Raw genomic sequence first — 19,499 nt, 5'->3', positions numbered from 1 at the left:
CCCGCCACCGTGCGGTCAACTGCGGTGCGGCCCCGTGTGATTGAGGGTGCCAGGCGAGCGGGGGTCACTTACGCGCCTCTTCCGCCGCTCGCGCCTCGTCGGGGTGCGCCGCGTACCACTCGTCGTGCTCCAGCATCGTTGCTGCCTTCTTCATGTAGAGCGAGCCCCAGGTGCGCCCCCCGACGTCCGGGTCTGTGTCGATGGGGATGCCGCGGATCACGGTCGCCATGGCCTCTCCGATCTCCCGGGCCACCTCCTTCGCGTCCTTCTCCGGCGCATCCGCGACGATTTCGTCATGCACCGGGAGTAGGACATGAGGAGTGAGCCCGCGCTCGTGAATCGCCAACATCCCCTGGGCGAAGATGTCCCGGGCCGTGGACTGAATCTCCCCGTTGAACGAGGCGTAGGCGGCGTCCCGGTCGAACACCAGCCGCCGGCCGGAGGGCGTCCGCAGCGTGTAGCCGTTGCGGATGACCTGGCCCTGAAGCTGCCGGATGTAGCGGGCGAGCCGCGGGTACGTCCGCTTGTATCCCTTCACGGCATCCTGCGCGGCAGCGAGGGTGAGGCCGGTCTGTGCGGCAATGGTCTTCGCCCCGCCTCCGTACGCCACCCCAAGCTGAACGACCTTCGCCACCTTGCGCTGACCCTTTGTGAACCCCGGGCCGTAGACGCTCGCGGCCGTCAGGTTGTGGAGGTCGGCGCCTTCCAGGATGGCGGCCGTCATGCGCTCGTCTCCGGACAGAGCCGCCATCACACGCGGCTCCACGGACGAATAGTCGACGGAGATCATGCGGTGCCCGTCGTCGGACTCCACGCAGTGACGGACCTCCCATTTTCCCGACGGGAGTTGTTGGAAGGGCGGGTCGCTGATCGACATGCGAGCCGTCCTGGCGGCCAGCGCCCCTATCTTCGGGTGTACGCGGTCGTTCTCGTCCGCCGTGCGGAGCATGGCCTCCGCGTAGCTCAGGCGCCACTTCGCCGCGCGCTTACTGCGAAGGATCGCCATCGCCAACGGGTTGGGCGTGCGCGACTCGATGGGCTCCCAGTCCTTGTCGACGTCGGCCAGGCGCTTCAGCACCTTGCCGTCGACCTGGACGGCCCCTCCGTCCGTGCGCTCCTTGATGACCTCCCCCATGCCTAGCAGCGCTTCGGATACCTGGCGGGTGGAGTTGATGTTCTCGACGCCGTACCTCTTCGCCTCCGCTGCCCACCGTGCCGCCTCCTCCGCCAGTTCGGAGGAGAGACGTGTCGTGTACTCGCGGTTGATGCGCATGCCCCGCCGCTCGACGAGAGCGCAGATGAATCCCACTTCGTGTTCAAAGGGCACGAGGGCGGGGTTCACCCCTAACTCCCTCACGCGAGCTTGGACCTTCGGGAGGACCCGAGACGTCAGAATGACGTCCCCGCCTGCGTAGCTCAGGTACAACGGGTTGTTGATGTCGATGTGTGGCCACCCGGTGTCCTTCGTGTAGCCGATCTTGTGGAACTCCTCGATCAGTCCGCCCTGGGTGTCCGGGGCGGACGGGTCGACGTAGTGCGCCGCCGCATCCTTCAGACCGTTGCCCACGCCTCCCTGATCTCGTCGGCGAGGGTCCGACAAGTGACTGAAGATGTACGTGTCGAGCGTCTTCGGGGCCAGCTCCTCCAGCGTGATGCCAGGCAAGTGCCTGTCGGAGGCCAGCATGTCGAAGTTACGGTTCTGCATGGACAGAGCTGGCAGAGTCCGCAGCGCCCACGACGCGAGCCGCTGTAGATCGTCACCCAGCTCCACCTGAAGGACCCACGCCTCCTCCGGCGTGCCGAACTGTGCGGTCCGGATGCGGAAGCCGGCGGAGAACGTGTCGAGCCCGGTGGTCTCCGTGTCGTATGCGACCCGCTCCCCCGCGTTCGCGCGGTCGATGATGTACCGCTGGAACTCGCGAAAGTCGTCGACGGTCTGAGGGACACGCACAGGGATGGACTCCCCCAGCACGGGGAAGCTGTGCTCAATCATGCTGCCTCCTTCGGCTGTCCAAAGATGTCGGTCGGTGCGTCGGGGGTGTCGTCGGTCTCCTCCTGGCGCCCTATCGCTTCGCGCTCCTCGTCGGTCATGAGTCGCAGTCCCTCGAAGCCCCAGCGCCCTCCCCTCTTGGCCTTCGTGAAGTCGCGGCTCTCCAGTTCGACGCCCAGAGCCCAGCCGGAGAGGATCTCCTTCCGGCTCAGTCCCGCGTCCTCCGCCCACTCCTGGTAGGCCCGGCGGATGGCCATGGGGGCGACACGGGCGTCCGGCTCCTCGACGCACCGGGCCACGAGGAACTCAGCAAGCCGGTCCTCCGACTCCCGGTAGTCCTGCGTGGCCGTGGCGATGGAGTCAGGCTCCTGGAGGCCGTGGGCGTACCATTCCGCGGCTCCGTCGACGGCCCACGCGAGGATGCCCTCCCGTTCGGCACGGAGACGGGCGGCAAGGTTCAGGTCCGCCTTCGCGCCCTTGAAGGAGGCTTCGAACGGGACGAGCTTCACTCGTCGCCAGATGCCGTAGTCCTGGCTCAGGATGGCGGGCTTGTAGTTGCCGGCGACGAGGAGGAGGAACGACGGCACGTAGGTGAACGGTGCGCCGTAGAGCATGCGGCACGTCACCGGGTCGCCGCCGGTCAGTTGCTTGATGAGCCCCTCCGCAAGACGGCTGTACTTCTCCGTCTCGCTCGCCGTCACGAGTCTCGCGCCACGGAGTGCCGCCACCTCCGGCGACGCCTGGCCGACGCCCACGCGGCTTTCGAAGGTGGAGAACTCCGTCGACTTTGTGACGCCCTTGAAGGTGTCGATGAGGGCGCCCAGGAACTTGCTCTTCCCGTTCTTGCCGTCGCCGTGGAGGAAGACGAAGCACTCCTCTGCCGTCGATCCGGTGATCCCGTAGCCGATGAGCCGCCGCATGTACGCGGGTAGCTCCGGGTGGTGGGGGAAGATCTCGTCGAGGAACTGGAGCCATCTCTCCGCCTTCGCACCCGGGCGGTACGCGACGTCGAGGCGACGCGTGATCATGTCCGCGGGATCGTGCGGACGCATCGTCTTCGTGCGCAGGTTGACGGTCCCGTTCGCGACGGACAGAAGCTCCGGGTCCGCGTCGAAGTCACTGGCCGACGCCGGGACTCCGGGCACCGAGGGCAGAACCTTGATGATGTCTTCGATGGCCCGGTTGGTCAGCGCGCGCAGAGCGATCTTCCTCGCCCCGTCATCGCCCGACGCGATCAGCTCCGCGCCCATCCGAAGAAGAGCGGTCCGAACCTCGTCGCCCCCCGGCGCCCACACCTTGCCGTCCCAGACGAGGAAGCCCAGCCCAGGGGCGTAGCGCACTCCCCCGCCAGAGCGGACCATGTAGTCGCGGAGCCGCACGGCCACGCCGACGTCGGTGAGGTCGAAGGCTTCACGCGCCGACTGAGACATGGTCTGAAGGGCGGCGTCAGTGGCGTTGACGTCGTCCTCGTCGTCCGCCGTCGGCTCCGACTTCGGTGCCTCCAGCTCGACGACGGATGCCGCGCGCACGGCTGCGTGGAGTTGCCCAGGGAAGGCGGCGGTGTCGCGCTCGCGCCAAGCTGTCAAGTCCTCCTTACGGTTCGGAAAGGAGAGCTGACGAGGCGGGTTGCCGTCCGCGATGAGTGCCGCCGCAAGGGCCTTCGCCCCTCGCTCCCCCGCGTCGTCCGGGTCGAAGGCGAGGATGACGTCACGACCGCGGAGCTTCTCAACGAGTTCAGCAACAAGCGCCGCGTTCGACGCCAGACCAGCACCGCGGATGAGGAGCGCGTCGTAACCGACACTGACGGAGGTGAGGCCGTCTCCCGGGCCTTCCGTCACGAGGATGACGTCATATCCGGTGCCAGCGACCAGGACGCCATACTTGCTCCACTGGCGCCCGTCGACGTTCGTCAGGGACATCCACCGCGCGGTGCACTGCTTCGTGATGTCGCGCCCCTGGAGCCCCCGCGCCACACCATCAAAGCCGTAGAGGGGGACGGTTACACGGGGGTACCTCGTGAAGCCCCGGGAGAGCCACGGCTGAGGACGTCGGCCCGGTGCCGCATACCCAACACCCAGATCCTCTGCCAACTCCGCCGTGACGCCGAAGCGGTCGAAGAGGTAGGAGGCCGCCTCCGACTCCGGCTCCAGGGCAGCCGACGTCTCATCTACGAACACGCGAAGCCCGGCAATCTCCCCGGGACCGATGCTCTCCGGCGCCTTCGCGCTGATGGTCGACGTGCCCAGGTCGTTGACGACGTCGTAGAGGTCGGACTCCCGCAGTCGCATCTTCTCCAGGATCTTGGGCTTCGGGCACCCGGTACGGCAGACCATGAGGAGCATGCCGTCCGCCTTGAGCGTGAGCTTCAGTGACGGGTGCGCCCGGTCGTTGTGCACTGGGCACAGGGCAAGGTGGCCGTCGTGATCTTCCTCCGCCCCCTCCAGCCGCCCCAGGATTTCGGACAGTCGCAAGGTCTCTCCCCTCTCATGCATGCGGAAGGGGACGCCCCGGAGGACGCCCCCTGTGTCAGTGCTTCGCGGTGCTGCCGCGTGAGTCGTTTTGCGCGCTACTCGTCGTCGCCGACGTGCTCCGCCCGTATGGGGCCGGTGTGGAAGAGGGTGTAATCCGCGTGCTTGTCACCGCGCAGGAGGGCGATGTCGACGGCCTCCTCCGGATCACGGTCCGTCTCGCCGTCGAACTCCAGAATCCCAGTGAACGTGATGCGCGTCTTCACGCTGCCTCCCTTAGCTCCTCGTCGATGTCGTACCAGCGGTCGTAGTCGGCGTCCTGGAGTGCCTCCTCCATGATCTTCAGCCGCGTTATCAGCCGCACGTCCGTCCGCACGTCCCTCACGACGTAGCCGTCCGCCGTGCCCTTCATCCGCCGCTTCACGACCGCGCAGCCGAACGGCTGGCCGGCGTGGATGGCTTCGCGGTTGGCCTGCGCGATGTAGTCGGCGAGGGTGATGGTCTTCTCTGCCTTCGCCTCTACGGCGTGGAGGTAGTACCCATCAAGATCACCGATGTCGCGGGCGCCCATCTGTACGTTCCGATGGACGCCCGGGTTGTGATGCTCGCGCAGGTAGGCGACGAGGGCCGACTCCCACGCGGTGCCCTTAGCCTTCGCTGGATTTGCCGATGGACTCACCTCTCTTGACCCACACTTCGAGGAGGAGCGACTCCCCGTCCTCGTCGACGACGACGGGAGCCGACTCGACTTCCCACGACTTCCCGCCGTACGTCAGATGCCCGCGCTGTTCGTCCGTCACCGTGACCCCTTACCCCTTGAATATGCGCACGTCATACCCGGTGCCTGTGTCGTACAACCTCAACGATTGGAACGCTTGTTTGGTTACGGCTGGGCACAGGGTCTCCACAGATGCGGAGGGGGCGTGGAGGAGATCAGGCGGAGCCGTCTCGCGGGTTCGTCAACGCCGCCAGCACCTTTGCCCACTTCGGCGTCAGGTCCGGGTCGACGCCTTCGCACTCCTCCAGTAGCTCCGCACGCTCCTCGGTCGTGAGGTAGATGCAGTACTTGTGCTGTGTCGACGGCTTGTAGTACGCCCTCATCCTTCCTCCGTCTCCCTCATCAGCTCTTCCGTGATCCACGAGGCATACACACAGCGCGGCTTGTCGAACTCCACGGGCTCCAGGTCGGGGAGGGCGTGGACGATGCGCATGCCGGGTTCGCGGACGTTCATGTGACGTCTTCCCACGTCAGTGGTGAGCGCTGCACGTACTCACGGATGAGCCGTGCACCGTCCCACAGCGTCTCCCGTCGGTGCCGGCTCATCTGCGCGCGGGCCGCACCCCTCGTCGAGTACGGACCCATGTAGCTCGTACGCGGCTCCCATTCGTCGAGGAACTGCGGCACGTCCCGGCGATGCCGATAGTGGTACTCCGGGTTGGGCTTCGGCTGCTCGTACTCCAGAACTGCGCGGAAGGTCTCCGTGTCGTCGCCCGTGTGACGTGCCATCAGCCTTCCTCCCCCGCCACGACCGTCGGCACAGTCCCGTCCGCCTTGCGCAGGACGAGGACGTTCGATCCGACCTCACTGCGTCGGGCCGCGCGGTCCCAGTTGGAGCGGGTGACTTCCATCATCAGCCGCCCCGACGGCGCCAGGTAGACGACGCCCAGCTTGAAGAAGCCACTGGACGAGGCAGCTGACAGGACGTAGTCCCCGGATTCGATGCGTGTTCCGAACGAGTCCCTCATGTGCTCTCCTCTCTCCTCATCACAACCACCTGCGCTCCCCGGCTCATCGCCGTACCGGCCGCCTCCCAGTACTTCGGGAAGTCCTTCCGGCTCGTCGCGTCGGGGAAGATGTAGACCAGATCACCGGGGCCGGCGCTGCGGACGTCGCCGAGGGCCGGAGCCATGGCGGCGTCGATGGTGTGGAAGGCGCCAGTCATACCGAGTCTCCGTAGGTGCGCTCCTCGCGGATCCGCACGGCTTCCGATGTCAACACCTTTACGGCGCTCTCCCAGCCCATCCCGGTTCGGAGCGCGGGGTTGGCGACCATTTCCGCGGCCTCGTCCAGGACGCCCGCACGGTGAGTGCGCAGGCCGTTGTGTATCTGCGTGTCCGACCACCCCGCGTGACGGAGCGCGTACCAGAGTGCGCGCTCCCCGGCCTTGCGAAGTCGCGCCGCTTCCGGCTCGTCAAAGTCGAACGGTTCGGGCCCCATGTGCCTCTCCTCTCGGTCTTCCTACGCCGAAAGCCCCCGGGACCGAAGTCACCGGGGGCTGGGGGTCAGACGCGGACGAGGGGGCCGTACTCACGAGCCGCGGACTCCAGGGTGTCGCTCTCGGAGTCGATCATGCGGGACATGTCGCGGTTGCTGCCCGCGCAGTACCCGCGGACGGTGCCGTCGACGTCCTTGAAGGTCCAGTAATCGCCGTCGGTGTCGCGGTACCGGGCCGTCAGGTCGTAGATCTTGTCAGCGACCACAGCCGCCTCGTCGGCCGCCACCTTCTCGAAGTCCTGCGGGCGGAAGACCCACTCGTCGGTCCACGCTCCGGAGTCGGCGTCGACCCAGATCCGATCCGGGTAGTTTCCGCAGAACCGCTTGACCACGAAAAGGTCACCCGCCTTGACGTCGGCGCCGAATGCCTTGTCCTCCAGGATGCGGACGACGTCGCCGACCTTCAGGGCCTCGTCCTTCGCCGGCTCCGGGGTGACGGCCAGAAGGTTGCCCTCGCTGTTCTGGTCGACCGTGCCGTCCCGGTTCTCCGTGGCGTACCACGTGCGACCCGTGGTCCCCTTGAAGGGGCCGCCCACGATGGTGTACACCCGCCTGGAGTAGGCGCCGGTCGCCTTGTCCCCGACCTCGAACTTCGCGGCCGGCTTGAAGTCGGCGTCCGCCCGCAGGACGTAGTGCCTACCGTCCTCCACCAACATCAGGTACTGCTCGACTCCGAACGCCGACAGGTACGGGCCGAAGGCGATCTCTCCCTTGCCGAAGGTTCCGTGCTCCACCTTGTCGCCAACCTTGAACGCCATGTTCTCTCCTCCGTGAGTGGTTCGTGCGAAGGCCCCCGGATCGTCGATGTCCGGGGGCCGTGGTGTGCGGGTTGATCAGTCGGTGACGCGGGTGAGGGGGCCGTACTGCGCCAGGGCCTCCGACAGGGTGTCGTCGTACTCGTCGGGGGTGTTGTCGAACCAGGCCACGCGCGGGACGCCGTTCACGAGCTTGATGCGGAGGGAGTCGCCTTCCCGGTCCCGGTACGTTGCCGTCAGGTCGTAGACCACGCCGTTGTACTCGTAGGTGTCCTCGTCGGTGATGGGCTCGACGGCCTTCACGCACCACTTGCCGTTCGAGGTGCCGTGGCTACCGGTGCCGTCTCCGAACTGGACGACGTAAGGGGCGTGGTCGTACTCGTTACTGGAGTAATCCGCCGTAAGGACGCCGACCTTGCCGACGTACTCGCCGGTCCGATAGGTCGGATCGTCCTCCACCACCCGCACCCGGTCACCCACCTTTACGGACGGCGCCTCCACCCTCGTGAGGCTGTTCTGCGTCGGTGTCATGTGGGTGCCGTTCGGCTTCTCCACGACCCAGATGGGCTCGTCGTGGTGCTCCGACTTGAACGGGCCGGCAACGAGCTTGCCGCCCCCGCCGTACTCGTACTTCACCTCGTCACCAACGGCGAAGGCGGGCGGAGCGGGGATGGCGGAGATGCTGTCCGGTCCGGTGTAGGTCTCCCGTCCGTCCCCCAAGCGGATGACGTACCGCGTGGCCCCGAAGGTGTTGGTGAAGGGGCCGTAGGCGATCTCCACCTCTCCCCTTCCGTCGTGCCGTACCTTCTGCCCCACCTCGAAGCGCTCCGTCACTTGCTCTCCCCCTTCGTGTCACCGATGACGACCATGCGATCCGCGGCGACCGTCTGGACCGCGAGTGTCTTGCGGCTGATGAACCCCGAGTCGCGCCCCGTCGGCTTCACCTTGACGAGCGGGACGACCACGCCGGCCGCCTTGTTGCTCTCCAGCTCCAGGACGATGGCCTCCGAGAGGCGGACGAGGTTGCCCTGTCGCGTCGCGTAGGAGACGAGGGCGCCGGGGTGGATCTCCGCTCCCGTGTAGTCGGTCAGTCGGGCCTTGCCCATGTCAGCTCTCCTCTGTGAGTGTCTGGTGTACGTCGATGTCCAGGAGGCGCCGGAACGCCTCGTAAGCCTGATGCGGCGCCACGCCGTTGCCGATCTTGTGGATCTGCTCCGCCCGCTTCAGCCCCGGTACGTCGGTGACCCATCCGTCGGCCAGGCCCATGAGCCACTCGGCGAACCGAGACGTCAGCCGACGTCCTCCGCGGGGGCCGATCTCTGTGGGGATGGGTGCCCGGCGGCCGGTGACGGCTTCCTGACGGCGGATGGCGGGCTCGAAGTCCGCCCAGTCCTGCACTTCCTCCGCCGGCTCAGGCAGAAGGAAGGAGACTTCGTCATCGAGAGTCGGGCCGTGCCCGCCTGCCTTCCGCTTGTCTGGATGCTGCGCCGCCCCGTTCCTGCCGAGATGTGCAGTGGGGGTCTTGAAAAGCAGCACCACCTCGTTCAGCGGACGGGCGTTCTTCCCGTGGAGGTTGGAGGCGCCGGAACGCCAGTCACGCGCGGTGGGCGTGGGGAGCAGGTGCCGCACGGCATCCGTCAGAGTGGGCCGGGTCCTCGATGCGCTGTACGGCGTCCCGTCCGCCCGGTAGCTCGCGCTGTCCTTGCTGTCAGCCGCAATGGGCGTCGGAAGGCATCGCGACGGCGAACCATCGGTCCCGGTGGTGGGCGAGTCCAACAGACTCATCGGAAGCTCGTAGGCATGTCCACCGGAGGTCATACCCGATCGCGGCCAGGTCGGCGACGACTTGCCAGAGCCCCCGCGACCGGATCGCCGCGACGTTTTCCAGGAAGACGAGTCGCGGTCGAAGGACGCGAATCGCTTCAATGACGTTGACGTAGATCCCTGACCGCTTCCCATGGATGCCCTCCCGCTTGCCAGCGTTGCTGATGTCCTGGCAGGGGAAGCCCGCCGCGATGATGTCGACCTGGCCCACGAGTTGCGTCCAGTCGTAGGTAGTGATGTCGCCGATGTTCGGCGCGTGGGGGAAGCGGTGGGCCAGCACCTTCGCTGCCGCCTCGTCGACCTCCGCGACGTAAGCCGTCTTGTCTCCCGTCAGGGCTTCGACGGCCAGGTCCAGCCCGCCGTAGCCTGAACACAGGCTCAGGATCGGCAATGTCTCTCCTCCTCAGTGTGCGTAGAATCGTGGGAGGCGCCGCTCCCAGTGCCGGAATCATTGGGAGCGGCGCCTTGTGTTGCCCGTACTGCGTGTGGCGCTTACGCGGCCTTGCTGAGGTCCACGTCCTCCGCGGCCTCAGCGGCGGCCGGTCCGAAGACCTTGATCACCGGCTTGTTGTACGAGACGGTCTGACCCGCGCGCGGTCCCTTCTTCGGGACGTAGGTGACGTTCTCGATCGTCAGCGAGGCTCGCACCGGCACGCCGTCGGCGCCGCTCTCCTCGTCCCCGGCGTTGCCGTGCTTGTCGAGGTCGGCGAACAGCGGGCCGAGAGCCTCCACGAGCTTCCAGCTACCGGAGTTGAAGCGGAACTTGCCCAGGTCCGGAGCGTCCGCCACGCGGAAGGTGATGTCGACGGACGGCTTCGGACCGCGCATCTGCTGCGCCTTCAGCTTCCGCTCCGCGATCAGCGACGGGCAGCCGCAGGACTGGCCCTTGTCCTCGTCCGGGGACAGGTACGTGAAGCCGTCGCAGTGGTGCGTCATCCCGGCGCCGGGAACGAACTGCTTGAAGGACGCGTCGACGCCGTCGGCCTCGATGATGATCTGAACCGTCTTGGCGTCGGTCAGGATCTCGATGTTGTCCTCACGGTCCGTCTCCCAAGGCTCCGGCTCACCGCCCAGGAGTTCCGCGATCTTCGCGGCGACGGTGGGGTCCCCGGTGGTCACGCGCCACTCGTTGAGCGACTCCGGAGTCTCCGTCCGCCCCGTCTTGACGAGGCGACCGGACCGGAAACGGCCGGCGATGTCGTCGGAGAAGGAGGGGGCCTCCTTCGGAGCGGCGTCGGGGTCGGCGTCCCAGATGGACTTGAGGTTGTTGGCCATGTGTGAGTGCCTCTCGTTGGCGGTGTGCGTGGTGTGTGCGGCCGTTCGTTCGGCCTTACACATGAGTTATGTCGTAATCGGGGCCGGATGTGACGCTGGACTTTCGGCGAGTTTGTAGACCGGTCCGTCCTCGTCGCCGCCCACGTGCTCCAGACGAGGCGCGTGAGTCGTTTTACGCGACGCCTCCAGCTCTGCCTTCAGGCGCCGGATCTCGTCGTCACGCATCTGGAGCGCCTCCATGCCGAAGACGTGCTCATCCGCGGCACGGCGACGGGCGGAGAGCCAGGCGAGACGGTAGCGGTCGCGCTCGAAGTCTGCGTCTCGGAGCCAGCGCATAGCGACCTTGACGGCTTCCTGCGCAGTCTTGAACTGCCCCTGAAGCCGCTCCACCTCCGCGTGCGCCTCTGCCACGTCGGCGTGCATGCCGGTGCAGATGCCGTCGACGTCCGCCCCTAGCTCGTCCTCTAGCTCGACGATGCGCTCCGCCATCTCACGGGCGCCCCAGCCCTGGTAGTACGTTTCGATGCGGTCCTCTCGGTTGTACTCGTCGGAGCTGTCGTAGACCTCCGGCGCTCCACACTGATCACCCACGAGCCAGCCTCCTCAGATCCCGGTCCGTCGATGCCACGCGCTTCGGGCGCAGCACCTTGTACAGATCCCCCGGAGTCACGTCACCCGGGAGTCGCCCGTCGTTGAACAGATGCACGCCGGCCCGGAGGTGCACCTCGTCGACGAGCTGGGAACAGATCATGTGGCCCGAGTCCGCCACGAACTCCCGCACCCACCGGGGCCGGATGCGGTAGTGGGCTAGCGCTATCGACCCGTAGTCGAGGAACGAGTACGGCGTCCCGACGAGGCTCCGGGCCTCGTAGCAGATCCGCATGCGCTCCGCGGCCGTCAGGTCGAAGGCGCCCGTCGACCAGAGAACCGGCTCCGACGCCTCGTCGAGACGGATCTTCTCCGCCCCGCCCGGCATGGCCTGGACGATGTAGCCGTTGCCGACGTAGACGAAGGCGTGCTGAACGGGAGCCGCATCACCTACGAGGGCCTGGCCGGCTGCTACGAAGGCACCGGTCAGGCCCTTGATTCGGGTGAGGGCGAAGTCTCCTGGTTGGGGCGTCACAGCTTCCCCCACTTCGGCCCGCGGAAGGTCTCCGGAACCTGCGGCGGGTAGAGATGCGGGTGCCGCTGACTGAGCTTCGCGTGCGCCTCCATCACAGGCCACGTACTCTCAGGCTCGAACTGCGCGCGCCAGGTGCGGTAGATGTACCAGGCTTCGGACTTGTTCATCGGTTCTCCTTCGTGAGTCGTGCGCGCTTCAGGCGACGCTCAGGGTTCGGAATGGGCAGCGTGGCCACTGCCGCCGACATGCGGAGGTGGGCGCGCTCCAGAGCATCCATGTACGGCTGCTCGGCCGCACGCAGCGCAGCGGCCGACGACGGCACCGACGCCAAGATCCGCTGGAACCGGAGCCGCTGGACGTGCCTCCGCAGCATCCGCGTCTTCTCCCGCTCTTGCTCCAGCGCCCATCGCTGCTGCTCGTACTGGAGCACCATCCACGTCACGCCCTCACAGCGCTTGCACGCTGCGGCCCGTCCATGCCACGGCGTCTCGCGGAACTCCTCCCGGTCCTTGCGCCGGTAGCACTGCACGCACTTGAGGGTGTTCTTGCCCCGCGGATGCGTGCGCTCGAACTCGTCGCGGACGGCGTCGGCGAGGGTGTAGGTCATGCGTCACCCCCAATCCGAGACAAGGAGCCACGACGGACGCTCTTGCGGCGACGTCAGCCCCAGCGCCTTCATCGCGGCGTCGAGCTTGGCGTCCCAACCCTCCGAGACCGGTCGGGCAACCATCTCGTGGGCGTCGACCTTGCCCACCGAACCGCGCCACGACCTCCGCTCAGTCGTCGTTAGGAGGTACATCGGGTAGTCCACAGAGCAGTGTGATGTGACGCTCACGCCCTCAACGCCTGCCGCTCGCAGCCGCTTTTCAACGGAGTCGTGGAAGTCGGTGTAGCCGTCCTCATCCTCCTCGACCCACTCCAGCTCTTCGGGGTCGAACTCTGGCAGCTCGTATCCATACGCCAGGATGGCGTCAGTTGAAACTCCCATCACTTACCGCCCTTCGGATCGTGGTCACCGACGTACGCCGACACGGCCCGGTACGACGCCCGCACGGCGTCCTCCTCCTGCCACTCCTTGAAAGCCCGCGCGCACGCCTTGACGATGGACTCCTCCGCCGACTCCTCCGGCTTGTCGAGGACCCACGTGTCAGCCACGGCCCGAGACCTGAAGCGCCGCTGTTCGCGGATCTCCACCTTCAGGGAGCGGATGCTTGTTGTGTGCACCCGGTAGAAGTAGCCCGCGGGCAGCTCCGGGGCGCCGGCTGCGACGAGTTGGGCCATGCTCATTCCGAACCCTCCAGCCACTTCGCAACGCTCAGCACGTCGAACACCGCCGGGTACTCCCGCTCGTCCCACTCCAGGTCCCTCACGAGGGCGTGGGCGGCCCGGAAGATGTCCCCGCGCTCCATCACGTCAGTGGTTGACGGGAGAGCCGCAGAGGGGGCTTCCAGGGGCTCTATAGGGGCGTCGTCGGAGACGGGTCGCAAGGGGCCGTACTCCGTCTCTGCGTCCTCCGTTGGCCTGGCCTGACCAGCAAAGCCGTCAACCTTGGACTTCGTGCAGAGTAGCCACGCGGGACTATCGGACAGCGTCTCCCACGTATCGCCGTCTCGGTCCAGGTACTTCACTGGCTCTCCTCCTCCTGCTTGTCAATGGCCTCCAGCCACTTCACGCCGACGGCGACGGCCTGGACCAGTTCCGCGCGGAGCTTGACGGGGTCGTCCTCCGCCATGGCCTCGAAGACCTCTTCCAGGAAGACGTGCCGGAAGGTACCGCGACCGTCGACAAAGGCCCGCTCACAGCTTTCCCGGTAGGCGTCGGCGTAGTTGACGGCATCCGGCTCGTACTCCGGCCCGGTACCGTTCGGGAGGTCGTCCTGACGGCCGAAGAGGGCGTCCTGTGCGTCGCGCTCTTTCAGGATCTGGCTGACGATGATCATCTGTCGGGCGATGTGGTGCGTCATGAGGTCACCTCCGGGTCGATGAGGTCGGCGCCGTGGCACTGACCCGCTTCACGCTGCTCCTCCTCGTACCGACCCCAGCGGTCCCGGCGACTCCAGGAGTCGTCCCGGATCTTCTCCGCCAGGAAGTGCGCGTACCGGTCCAGGAAGCCGCGAGCGAACTCCATCGCCCGCGGCTTGTCCCCGGTGATGCGGTACTCCATGGACCACAGTTCCTCGAAGAGTTCGTCGTACTCGTCGACGGGCTCCGTGCAGTTGCCGGGGCAGGGATCGAAGATGCTGTGAACTCCAGGCGGGCACTCAGCCATACGTCGCCTCCGGGTCAATCTGGTCCGCAGCGTCTCGGCACGGACGGAACTTGTCAGGCTCCAGCACGCCCATGGCCTTTGCGTGCTGCGTCTCTGCACGAATGCGCTCCGCAGCCTCGTGCTCCACAGCCGCGCGGTAGTCGTCGAGGGCGCCGAGGATCGACGCGTTGACGTAGCCAGACGACGACTCAAGACACGCAGCGTCGATGACAGCCTGGTGAGCGACAGCCGTCCTACCGATGGCCACCACGACGTCACGGCCTACGCCGGGGCAGTCTCCCGATCGGTGGCCGGTGCGTGTCGTCTTGCCTGCGGCAGGCGAGTGCTGGTCACACTCGTCGCTGACCTTGTCCAGGTCGACGAGGCCGCAGAGTTCGAGCGGGCAGGGGCAGGCGGCTTCGAGGTGACCCCCTCCTCCCCAGGATCGTCCGATGTGCATCAGGACACCTCCGGGTCAATGAGGTCGGCGGCGTGCTGGGCGGTGCTCACGGTGCGGATCACCGCCCAGTTGCCCGTCAGCTTCTTCACGCGCTCTGGCAGCTCCCGGCGGATCTCCTCAGCCAACTCGTGCGCATGGTCCGTCAGCACTTCGTCGACCAGCCGCTCCGCCCTGGCGTAGTGCTCCTCGTAGCGCCCGACGCCGGAGGTTGCCAGGGAGCCGGCCAGGGTGAGGACGAGTGTTTCGCGCTTCGTCATTGGTCCTCCGTACCGAAACGCCGGTCCAGCTCTTCGCGGATGATGCGACGGAGGAGGGTCTCCGTCCGGTGCTCCTCCTCCGAAACGAGACGTCCGGTTTCCTCGTCGCGGACGGCCAACGGACCGTAAGAGGCCCGCAAGACGTCGAGCGTGACCTCCCCAGACACGTAGCGGTTCCAATACGTGTCCGACTCGGGATCGTGGTGCCAGGTGTCGCCGTCGGTGTCTACGTACTGAATACTCACGCGTCGGCCCGCCCGTCGCTGTAGCCGTCCTGGTAGCGCTCCTCCGCCTCGTCCTCTGTGACCCCCTCCAACTGCTTGATCAGATCGTTCGCGTCGTCGACGGACATCTCCACGGTGGCCACCGTCCGCCCGTTCGGCGCGCGAAGGTGGAGGTCCACCCAGTTGCCGATGTACTCCACGTCGATGGTTCCGCCGTCGAAGGTGCTGAACCTGGTCGGCTGCATCGCGTCTCCTCTCATAGCTCCTACGCACTCAGCCCCCGGCGCCGTAGCAACCGGGGGCGGTGTGGTGCGTGTGTGGTTGGTGCTAGTCCATCGGGTTGTACGGGAGGCTGAGGGTCTCCCACTTCAGTGGGTCGCCTCGGTCGTCGACGTGGTTCAGCTCCAGCGTGCGGACGCCATTGCCCTGCCCGTTGTCCAGGTAGAACCCATCAGCCGCAGCCGCCTGGATCGCGCCCTCGACGGCGCGGGCGTGCTCTTCGAGGGTCACTGCTTACCTCCCGAGTCCTTGCCCGACGCTCCGAGCAGAAGCAGGGCAACGATGATGATCAGGATGATGCCTCCGCCGGCTTCCACGTCATCTCCTCTTCGTCGGGACCCGCTTGGCGGGCGCCTTGGCCTTCGGGCCGGTCGGCTTCTTCGCCTTCGGGTGGTCGATGTCGATCTCGTAGCACGAGGGCTCCGCCGGAGCCTCCACATCGCAGGCCGCGAGCATGGCCAGTGCGGCGACGAGGGCCAGGACGATGGCGGCCGGTCGCGTAAGTCGTTTCACGCGGCTGCCTCCGCCATGCTGGCCAGCATGGCAGCCAGAGACGCCGCCGTGATCTCCTCATCGCTGCAACAGCCCTCGTAGGACAGCCACACGTCAGTGTCGCGGCCCATCGTGAAGTCGCCGCCCTTCCAGCCTTCGAAGGTCTCCCCCAGCGCCGCGTAGGCGTCGGCCAGCATCTCGCCCACGGTCGTCCGCCCTGCGGGTTCGAAGGCAAGATCTCGGTAGTACCCGCGGTACGAGTGCGGGTGTGTGAAGCCGCGTGCGACTTCCTTGGCGGGGTCCTCCGCCTCCAGGACGGCAATCAGCTCTCCGAGCGTCATGGTCTCTCCTCCTGTGTGCATGCGAAGCGGGGCGCCCACATTGGGCGCCCCGCGTGTGTGACTGGTGCTACTTGCGCAGACGACGGAACAGACCCGCCACCAGCGTGCCGCCCAGGTTCCAGCCGACCATGAACAGGACTGCCGTCCCGAAGCCGATCGCGGGGACGACGGCAAAGACGCTGTGCACGGCGCCCAGGACGAGCATCAGGAGCCATGCCTCGAAGGGGAGGACGGCCAGGGCGCCCAGGCAGGCTCCGGCGATGAAGGCGCCGTTGGGCCGTTGGTTCACCATTCCTGCGCCTCCGCTTCGTCTGCCGTCTTGATCAGCCGGAGCCCCAGGAGCCTGGCCTCGTCGGGAGACAAGGACGTCTGCGCCCGCTCGCCAAGCGGCTCGTCGATTACAACGGACACGAGGCCGCTGAAGGCGTAAGGCTCCTCCACGCCTTCGCCGTACTTACTCACTCGCTCTCCCCCTTCAGTCGTGCGATCTCGCGGGCCTGGCTGACGATGACGGCCTTCAGCTCATCCACTTCGTCCGGATGCCCGTACTGCTCCCGGACGTACTCCGCGTTCGCCTGCGCGCCCTCGAAGCGACTACGCCAGAAGTCGCGATCACGCTTGACGGTACTCAGCTCCATACGGAGCGGGGCGGTGTTGTCCTGGCGTTCGGCGAGGGACTTCCAGAGGTCACGCTCGTCGCTCAGCCGCTGTACCTGATTCAGAGCGTCGTCGAGAGAGGACTTCAGGTGCGTGCGGACCTTGTCCCCCGTGAGGAACTCGAACGCGTCCGCCGACATGCCCAGCGACACGTGATCGTCGCTGCGCTCCGGGTCGGATTGCTCGTACCCCAGTATCGTGACGCCGCTCAGCTTCAGGTCGACAGTGTCGTTGCGGTTGTAGGTGACCTCATAGCGCGCCCTCACGCCGCCCGCCTCGCAGTCCCCGTCTGCCGCTCGCCACCCTGCGCGATGGGCTTGCCGACGACCTTCTTCTTCCCCGCCGTCTCCCAGTCGAAGACCTTGCGCAGGGCAAGGAAGGTGTCGAACACCTCCCGATCGCACTTGACCGGAACGAAGGACCACCCCTCCGGACGGACGTGGAGAACGGCACCGCCAGCAAGCTCCGGCATGGGGACCGACTCCCCCGTCTCCGCGAGGATGATGCGGTCGGCGTAGCGGTAGGCGCTGAGCTGGAGAGCTACAGAATCGTAGACGGCCTTACTCGTCTTCCAGTCCAGCACAACGAGGTCGCCGTCCACCTTGGCGATGGCATCGAACGAGCCTGCCACCTTGTGGGTGTCGTGCCAGATGGTTTCCTCCAGGTAGAGGAACTCTGGCTGTACCTCGTCGAGAAACTCACGGAAGTGCCTGACGTGCTGCTTCACGTCCACGTGGACGTGACGGTCGTTGATGACCTCCCCACGCGCCAGGCGCTCGAAGTAGTCGTGCGCCGCAGACCCCAGGTCCGTCGCCGCCTTGCTCTTCCGGCGGTGGGCCGACTTGAGGTAGTCCTCCGCGCCCTTCGGGTCCCGTTGTATGAGCTGGGAGACGATGTCCCAGTTCTCGACGGCCGCCTGTGCCGCCTCCTTCGCCGCCCAGAAGGTCAGGAAGTCTTTGGGCAGTTGGCCCACAACGCTCGTCACGCCAGGAACCTTGATGTCCCCGTCGTCGGGATCGATGTAGAAGCGGGACCCCCCGCGTTTGATCGTACTCACTCCGGCCATGTGGCCTCCATGTGCTGTCCGTCAGTGGCTTACACATGAGTTATGTCGTAATCGGGGCCGGATGTGACGCTGGACGTCGAAGATCTTCCGCGCATCCTCCCCCTGGACAGACCGCAGGCCAAAGTGTCGAACTAACCCCTGTTTTCAATTTCTCTCTAACGCGTGTAGAGAAAAGTGAAAGTAGGGGGTTAGTTCGACACTTTGGCCTGGAGTCTGACCTGCGGAGGGCGGGGAGGCTGGTCGACGAGGAGGCGGATCAGCCCTCTGACCTGCGGGTTTTCACGTGGCGGCGCAGCCGGCGGACGGTGCGCTCCAGCTCCGCAAGCTCCTCGTCAAGTTTGGCACGCTGTCCATCGGTCATATGTCCGGCGATCACATCGACGTCGAGTTGACCGACGATGGAGGCAGCGACGTGGGCCAGGCGGAGATGGTCGGCCGTCGCCTTGACGCCTGTGCCGGGTCCGCCGGCCTGCGTGGGGACGATCTCTGTCTGGCCACCCTTTGAAGGCTTCTTCGTCACCTGCGACGTCTTCGGAGTCGAGGCCGTCACCTCCGCGGACACCTTTGTCGCACGGAGAATAGTTGCGTCAGTGGCCCGTCGGTCCTGTTGCCGCTCCAGCGGAGACGCTTCGTTCAACTCCAGCGCCTTCAGTTCCCGGGGCGTTAGGTGGCGCCTGAGCATGTTGCCAACGTGGTACCTCACGTTGGCCTGGACTCGTGTTAGTTGCGCCCTGTCGTGGATGTTGGCCGCCCGGTAGACCTCCGCGACGTCCTGACGGTACGGGTACGAACGCCCTAGCCAGTCGTCATGCCGCTTGCGCAACGCGATGAGGACGACGCCGATGTTCTTCGCGAGGATCTCCGCCTTGTCCTCGATGGCGGCGTACTCACGCGCATAGGCAGCGCCGCGTGCGATGAGCGCCGACGTCGCGTCGTTCTCAATGGCTTCGAGGTCGAGAGCCTGGGCGCTCGCAGCGTCGACGTGCGTCACTTCGCCGTCGCGCAGTCGGGCAACTTCCTTCGGGCTCATTTCGACCTCTCCCTAGACGCACGTCTGCCGTTGGCAGAGTACCGTGAAGCACTGACAACGAGTAGACCTTACCCCACGGTACTTCTGCTTGATCACTCCGGCGCGAATTCGTGCCCACAGACGTTGCACGTGATTCCGCCTTGCGCGGCCACGGTGCGAGAGATGCGGAAACGCCTAGGCGAATCGCACTTGCATGCGTAGGTCAGCCGGTCGACTCGTCCCCGGTTCGACGTCGGCGGTAGCTCCAGATGAGGGAGGACGAGGGGGATAGCCTCCTCCAGCTCCCTGAGGCTCTGTGCGTGGTACTCCCTGGTCTCCGCCGAAAGGACAGGGGCGTGGTAGCCCTTCCCTTGAAGCCGCTTCGCCCCTTCGGGCCATTCGAGTCCCACCTCCTCCGCAGCCGCTAGGAAATTCTGGTTGTGGTAGACGCCGTGCATGGTCGTGTCGTCGACTCCGCGGCACCAACAGAGCAGATGGGCGGCGTCGTGAAGGACGGTCTCCAGGAGGACGTCAGGGCCTCCCTGGAGCGTGTCTGCGGTGACGACGAGGCCGGAGACTCGTCCGTCCTCGTCCCGGGCCCAGCGGGTAGGCCCGTGGTCCAGTAGTCGGGTCGTGGGTGAGATGACGGGATTGATTGGTGGCAGCTCCTCTATGCGGGTCCTCAGGCGCTCCCATAGGGAGTCGAGGGCGGACAGTAGAGGGCCGGGTGAGGTCGGCATGCCGCGGAGTATAGGAG

The 19,499-nt window shown here is 66.3% G+C and carries 39 protein-coding genes; all 39 read right to left on the bottom strand.

Annotated features, from left to right (window positions below):
• Window positions 1–64 precede the first annotated feature (64 nt).
• Window positions 65–1,993, bottom strand: a complete 1,929-nt coding sequence (locus tag BZZ08_RS17585) for a DNA polymerase (protein ID WP_104633183.1) — start codon at window positions 1,991–1,993, stop codon at window positions 65–67.
• Entirely contained in the window at window positions 1,990–4,461 is a 2,472-nt protein-coding gene (locus BZZ08_RS17580) for a phage/plasmid primase, P4 family (RefSeq protein WP_104633209.1), read from the bottom strand. Before BZZ08_RS17580 ends, BZZ08_RS17585 begins: the two co-directional genes overlap by 4 nt.
• A 95-nt stretch (window positions 4,462–4,556) precedes the next feature.
• The gene (locus tag BZZ08_RS38845; protein ID WP_157953347.1) at window positions 4,557–4,724 is read right to left on the bottom strand and encodes a hypothetical protein; all 168 of its coding nucleotides are present in this window, start codon (window positions 4,722–4,724) and stop codon (window positions 4,557–4,559) included.
• Complete coding sequence (locus BZZ08_RS17575) at window positions 4,721–5,029, bottom strand: hypothetical protein (protein WP_241965500.1); 309 nt, start codon at window positions 5,027–5,029, stop codon at window positions 4,721–4,723. The genes BZZ08_RS38845 and BZZ08_RS17575 overlap by 4 nt, the downstream gene beginning before the upstream one ends.
• Before the next feature lie 76 nt (window positions 5,030–5,105).
• Window positions 5,106–5,258: a hypothetical protein gene (locus BZZ08_RS38840; protein WP_157953346.1), complete on the bottom strand. Its 153-nt coding sequence runs from the start codon at window positions 5,256–5,258 to the stop codon at window positions 5,106–5,108.
• 133 nt (window positions 5,259–5,391) lie between these two features.
• Window positions 5,392–5,559, bottom strand: a complete 168-nt coding sequence (locus tag BZZ08_RS39010; protein WP_198601544.1) for a hypothetical protein — start codon at window positions 5,557–5,559, stop codon at window positions 5,392–5,394.
• The gene (locus tag BZZ08_RS39845; protein ID WP_274543271.1) at window positions 5,556–5,690 is read right to left on the bottom strand and encodes a hypothetical protein; all 135 of its coding nucleotides are present in this window, start codon (window positions 5,688–5,690) and stop codon (window positions 5,556–5,558) included. Before BZZ08_RS39845 ends, BZZ08_RS39010 begins: the two co-directional genes overlap by 4 nt.
• On the bottom strand, window positions 5,687–5,965 hold the full coding sequence (locus BZZ08_RS17570; protein ID WP_104633181.1) for a hypothetical protein: 279 nt from the start codon (window positions 5,963–5,965) through the stop codon (window positions 5,687–5,689). The genes BZZ08_RS39845 and BZZ08_RS17570 overlap by 4 nt, the downstream gene beginning before the upstream one ends.
• The gene (locus BZZ08_RS17565) at window positions 5,965–6,204 is read right to left on the bottom strand and encodes a hypothetical protein (protein ID WP_104633180.1); all 240 of its coding nucleotides are present in this window, start codon (window positions 6,202–6,204) and stop codon (window positions 5,965–5,967) included. Before BZZ08_RS17565 ends, BZZ08_RS17570 begins: the two co-directional genes overlap by 1 nt.
• A complete protein-coding gene (locus tag BZZ08_RS17560; protein WP_104633179.1) occupies window positions 6,201–6,401 on the bottom strand; it encodes a hypothetical protein in 201 nt (66 codons plus the stop codon). The genes BZZ08_RS17565 and BZZ08_RS17560 overlap by 4 nt, the downstream gene beginning before the upstream one ends.
• Window positions 6,398–6,676, bottom strand: a complete 279-nt coding sequence (locus tag BZZ08_RS17555) for a hypothetical protein (protein ID WP_104633178.1) — start codon at window positions 6,674–6,676, stop codon at window positions 6,398–6,400. The genes BZZ08_RS17560 and BZZ08_RS17555 overlap by 4 nt, the downstream gene beginning before the upstream one ends.
• A 65-nt stretch (window positions 6,677–6,741) precedes the next feature.
• Window positions 6,742–7,491: a phiSA1p31-related protein gene (locus BZZ08_RS17550; RefSeq protein ID WP_104633177.1), complete on the bottom strand. Its 750-nt coding sequence runs from the start codon at window positions 7,489–7,491 to the stop codon at window positions 6,742–6,744.
• Window positions 7,492–7,566: 75 nt separating this feature from the next.
• A complete protein-coding gene (locus tag BZZ08_RS17545) occupies window positions 7,567–8,322 on the bottom strand; it encodes a phiSA1p31-related protein (protein ID WP_104633176.1) in 756 nt (251 codons plus the stop codon).
• On the bottom strand, window positions 8,319–8,594 hold the full coding sequence (locus BZZ08_RS17540; RefSeq protein WP_104633175.1) for a hypothetical protein: 276 nt from the start codon (window positions 8,592–8,594) through the stop codon (window positions 8,319–8,321). The genes BZZ08_RS17545 and BZZ08_RS17540 overlap by 4 nt, the downstream gene beginning before the upstream one ends.
• Window position 8,595: 1 nt before the next feature.
• A complete protein-coding gene (locus tag BZZ08_RS17535) occupies window positions 8,596–9,117 on the bottom strand; it encodes a DNA (cytosine-5-)-methyltransferase (protein WP_241965499.1) in 522 nt (173 codons plus the stop codon).
• Between the two features lie 79 nt (window positions 9,118–9,196).
• On the bottom strand, window positions 9,197–9,703 hold the full coding sequence (locus BZZ08_RS17530) for a DNA cytosine methyltransferase (protein ID WP_104633174.1): 507 nt from the start codon (window positions 9,701–9,703) through the stop codon (window positions 9,197–9,199).
• 101 nt (window positions 9,704–9,804) lie between these two features.
• Window positions 9,805–10,587: a recombination directionality factor gene (locus BZZ08_RS17525; RefSeq protein ID WP_104633173.1), complete on the bottom strand. Its 783-nt coding sequence runs from the start codon at window positions 10,585–10,587 to the stop codon at window positions 9,805–9,807.
• Window positions 10,588–10,653: 66 nt separating this feature from the next.
• Window positions 10,654–11,178 carry a hypothetical protein gene (locus tag BZZ08_RS17520; protein ID WP_104633172.1) on the bottom strand — a complete coding sequence of 175 codons (525 nt, stop codon included), beginning with the start codon at window positions 11,176–11,178 and terminating at the stop codon, window positions 10,654–10,656.
• On the bottom strand, window positions 11,171–11,710 hold the full coding sequence (locus tag BZZ08_RS17515; protein WP_104633171.1) for a hypothetical protein: 540 nt from the start codon (window positions 11,708–11,710) through the stop codon (window positions 11,171–11,173). Before BZZ08_RS17515 ends, BZZ08_RS17520 begins: the two co-directional genes overlap by 8 nt.
• On the bottom strand, window positions 11,707–11,877 hold the full coding sequence (locus BZZ08_RS38835; protein ID WP_157953345.1) for a hypothetical protein: 171 nt from the start codon (window positions 11,875–11,877) through the stop codon (window positions 11,707–11,709). The genes BZZ08_RS17515 and BZZ08_RS38835 overlap by 4 nt, the downstream gene beginning before the upstream one ends.
• Window positions 11,874–12,317, bottom strand: coding sequence for a hypothetical protein (locus BZZ08_RS17510; protein WP_104633170.1), 444 nt, complete (start codon window positions 12,315–12,317; stop codon window positions 11,874–11,876). The genes BZZ08_RS38835 and BZZ08_RS17510 overlap by 4 nt, the downstream gene beginning before the upstream one ends.
• A gap of 3 nt (window positions 12,318–12,320) precedes the next feature.
• Entirely contained in the window at window positions 12,321–12,698 is a 378-nt protein-coding gene (locus BZZ08_RS17505; RefSeq protein ID WP_104633169.1) for a hypothetical protein, read from the bottom strand.
• On the bottom strand, window positions 12,698–12,997 hold the full coding sequence (locus BZZ08_RS17500) for a hypothetical protein (RefSeq protein ID WP_104633168.1): 300 nt from the start codon (window positions 12,995–12,997) through the stop codon (window positions 12,698–12,700). Before BZZ08_RS17500 ends, BZZ08_RS17505 begins: the two co-directional genes overlap by 1 nt.
• A complete protein-coding gene (locus BZZ08_RS17495) occupies window positions 12,994–13,338 on the bottom strand; it encodes a hypothetical protein (protein WP_104633167.1) in 345 nt (114 codons plus the stop codon). The genes BZZ08_RS17500 and BZZ08_RS17495 overlap by 4 nt, the downstream gene beginning before the upstream one ends.
• On the bottom strand, window positions 13,335–13,673 hold the full coding sequence (locus tag BZZ08_RS17490; RefSeq protein ID WP_104633166.1) for a hypothetical protein: 339 nt from the start codon (window positions 13,671–13,673) through the stop codon (window positions 13,335–13,337). The genes BZZ08_RS17495 and BZZ08_RS17490 overlap by 4 nt, the downstream gene beginning before the upstream one ends.
• Window positions 13,670–13,978: a hypothetical protein gene (locus BZZ08_RS17485; protein WP_104633165.1), complete on the bottom strand. Its 309-nt coding sequence runs from the start codon at window positions 13,976–13,978 to the stop codon at window positions 13,670–13,672. Before BZZ08_RS17485 ends, BZZ08_RS17490 begins: the two co-directional genes overlap by 4 nt.
• Window positions 13,971–14,417, bottom strand: coding sequence for a hypothetical protein (locus tag BZZ08_RS17480; RefSeq protein WP_104633164.1), 447 nt, complete (start codon window positions 14,415–14,417; stop codon window positions 13,971–13,973). Before BZZ08_RS17480 ends, BZZ08_RS17485 begins: the two co-directional genes overlap by 8 nt.
• Window positions 14,417–14,674 (bottom strand): hypothetical protein, encoded by a 258-nt coding sequence (locus BZZ08_RS17475; protein ID WP_104633163.1) that lies wholly within the window; start codon window positions 14,672–14,674, stop codon window positions 14,417–14,419. Before BZZ08_RS17475 ends, BZZ08_RS17480 begins: the two co-directional genes overlap by 1 nt.
• Window positions 14,671–14,919: a hypothetical protein gene (locus BZZ08_RS17470; RefSeq protein WP_104633162.1), complete on the bottom strand. Its 249-nt coding sequence runs from the start codon at window positions 14,917–14,919 to the stop codon at window positions 14,671–14,673. The genes BZZ08_RS17475 and BZZ08_RS17470 overlap by 4 nt, the downstream gene beginning before the upstream one ends.
• A complete protein-coding gene (locus BZZ08_RS17465; protein WP_104633161.1) occupies window positions 14,916–15,143 on the bottom strand; it encodes a hypothetical protein in 228 nt (75 codons plus the stop codon). The genes BZZ08_RS17470 and BZZ08_RS17465 overlap by 4 nt, the downstream gene beginning before the upstream one ends.
• 82 nt (window positions 15,144–15,225) lie before the next feature.
• Window positions 15,226–15,408, bottom strand: coding sequence for a hypothetical protein (locus tag BZZ08_RS17460; RefSeq protein WP_104633160.1), 183 nt, complete (start codon window positions 15,406–15,408; stop codon window positions 15,226–15,228).
• 87 nt (window positions 15,409–15,495) lie between these two features.
• On the bottom strand, window positions 15,496–15,690 hold the full coding sequence (locus tag BZZ08_RS17455) for a hypothetical protein (RefSeq protein WP_104633159.1): 195 nt from the start codon (window positions 15,688–15,690) through the stop codon (window positions 15,496–15,498).
• On the bottom strand, window positions 15,687–16,010 hold the full coding sequence (locus BZZ08_RS17450) for a hypothetical protein (protein ID WP_104633158.1): 324 nt from the start codon (window positions 16,008–16,010) through the stop codon (window positions 15,687–15,689). The genes BZZ08_RS17455 and BZZ08_RS17450 overlap by 4 nt, the downstream gene beginning before the upstream one ends.
• A 67-nt stretch (window positions 16,011–16,077) precedes the next feature.
• A complete protein-coding gene (locus BZZ08_RS17445; protein ID WP_104633157.1) occupies window positions 16,078–16,302 on the bottom strand; it encodes a hypothetical protein in 225 nt (74 codons plus the stop codon).
• Window positions 16,296–16,472 carry a hypothetical protein gene (locus tag BZZ08_RS38830; protein ID WP_157953344.1) on the bottom strand — a complete coding sequence of 59 codons (177 nt, stop codon included), beginning with the start codon at window positions 16,470–16,472 and terminating at the stop codon, window positions 16,296–16,298. The genes BZZ08_RS17445 and BZZ08_RS38830 overlap by 7 nt, the downstream gene beginning before the upstream one ends.
• On the bottom strand, window positions 16,469–16,933 hold the full coding sequence (locus BZZ08_RS17440) for a hypothetical protein (RefSeq protein ID WP_104633156.1): 465 nt from the start codon (window positions 16,931–16,933) through the stop codon (window positions 16,469–16,471). Before BZZ08_RS17440 ends, BZZ08_RS38830 begins: the two co-directional genes overlap by 4 nt.
• Window positions 16,930–17,733 carry a PD-(D/E)XK nuclease family protein gene (locus tag BZZ08_RS17435; RefSeq protein WP_104633155.1) on the bottom strand — a complete coding sequence of 268 codons (804 nt, stop codon included), beginning with the start codon at window positions 17,731–17,733 and terminating at the stop codon, window positions 16,930–16,932. Before BZZ08_RS17435 ends, BZZ08_RS17440 begins: the two co-directional genes overlap by 4 nt.
• Window positions 17,734–17,989: 256 nt before the next feature.
• On the bottom strand, window positions 17,990–18,763 hold the full coding sequence (locus BZZ08_RS17430; RefSeq protein ID WP_104633154.1) for a hypothetical protein: 774 nt from the start codon (window positions 18,761–18,763) through the stop codon (window positions 17,990–17,992).
• A 92-nt stretch (window positions 18,764–18,855) separates the two neighbouring features.
• On the bottom strand, window positions 18,856–19,482 hold the full coding sequence (locus BZZ08_RS17425; protein WP_104633153.1) for a hypothetical protein: 627 nt from the start codon (window positions 19,480–19,482) through the stop codon (window positions 18,856–18,858).
• Window positions 19,483–19,499: the final 17 nt, after the last annotated feature.

The organism is Streptomyces sp. MH60, from assembly GCF_002939385.1.
Lineage (GTDB): Bacteria > Actinomycetota > Actinomycetes > Streptomycetales > Streptomycetaceae > Streptomyces.
This window is presented reverse-complemented; position numbering and strand designations above follow the sequence as displayed.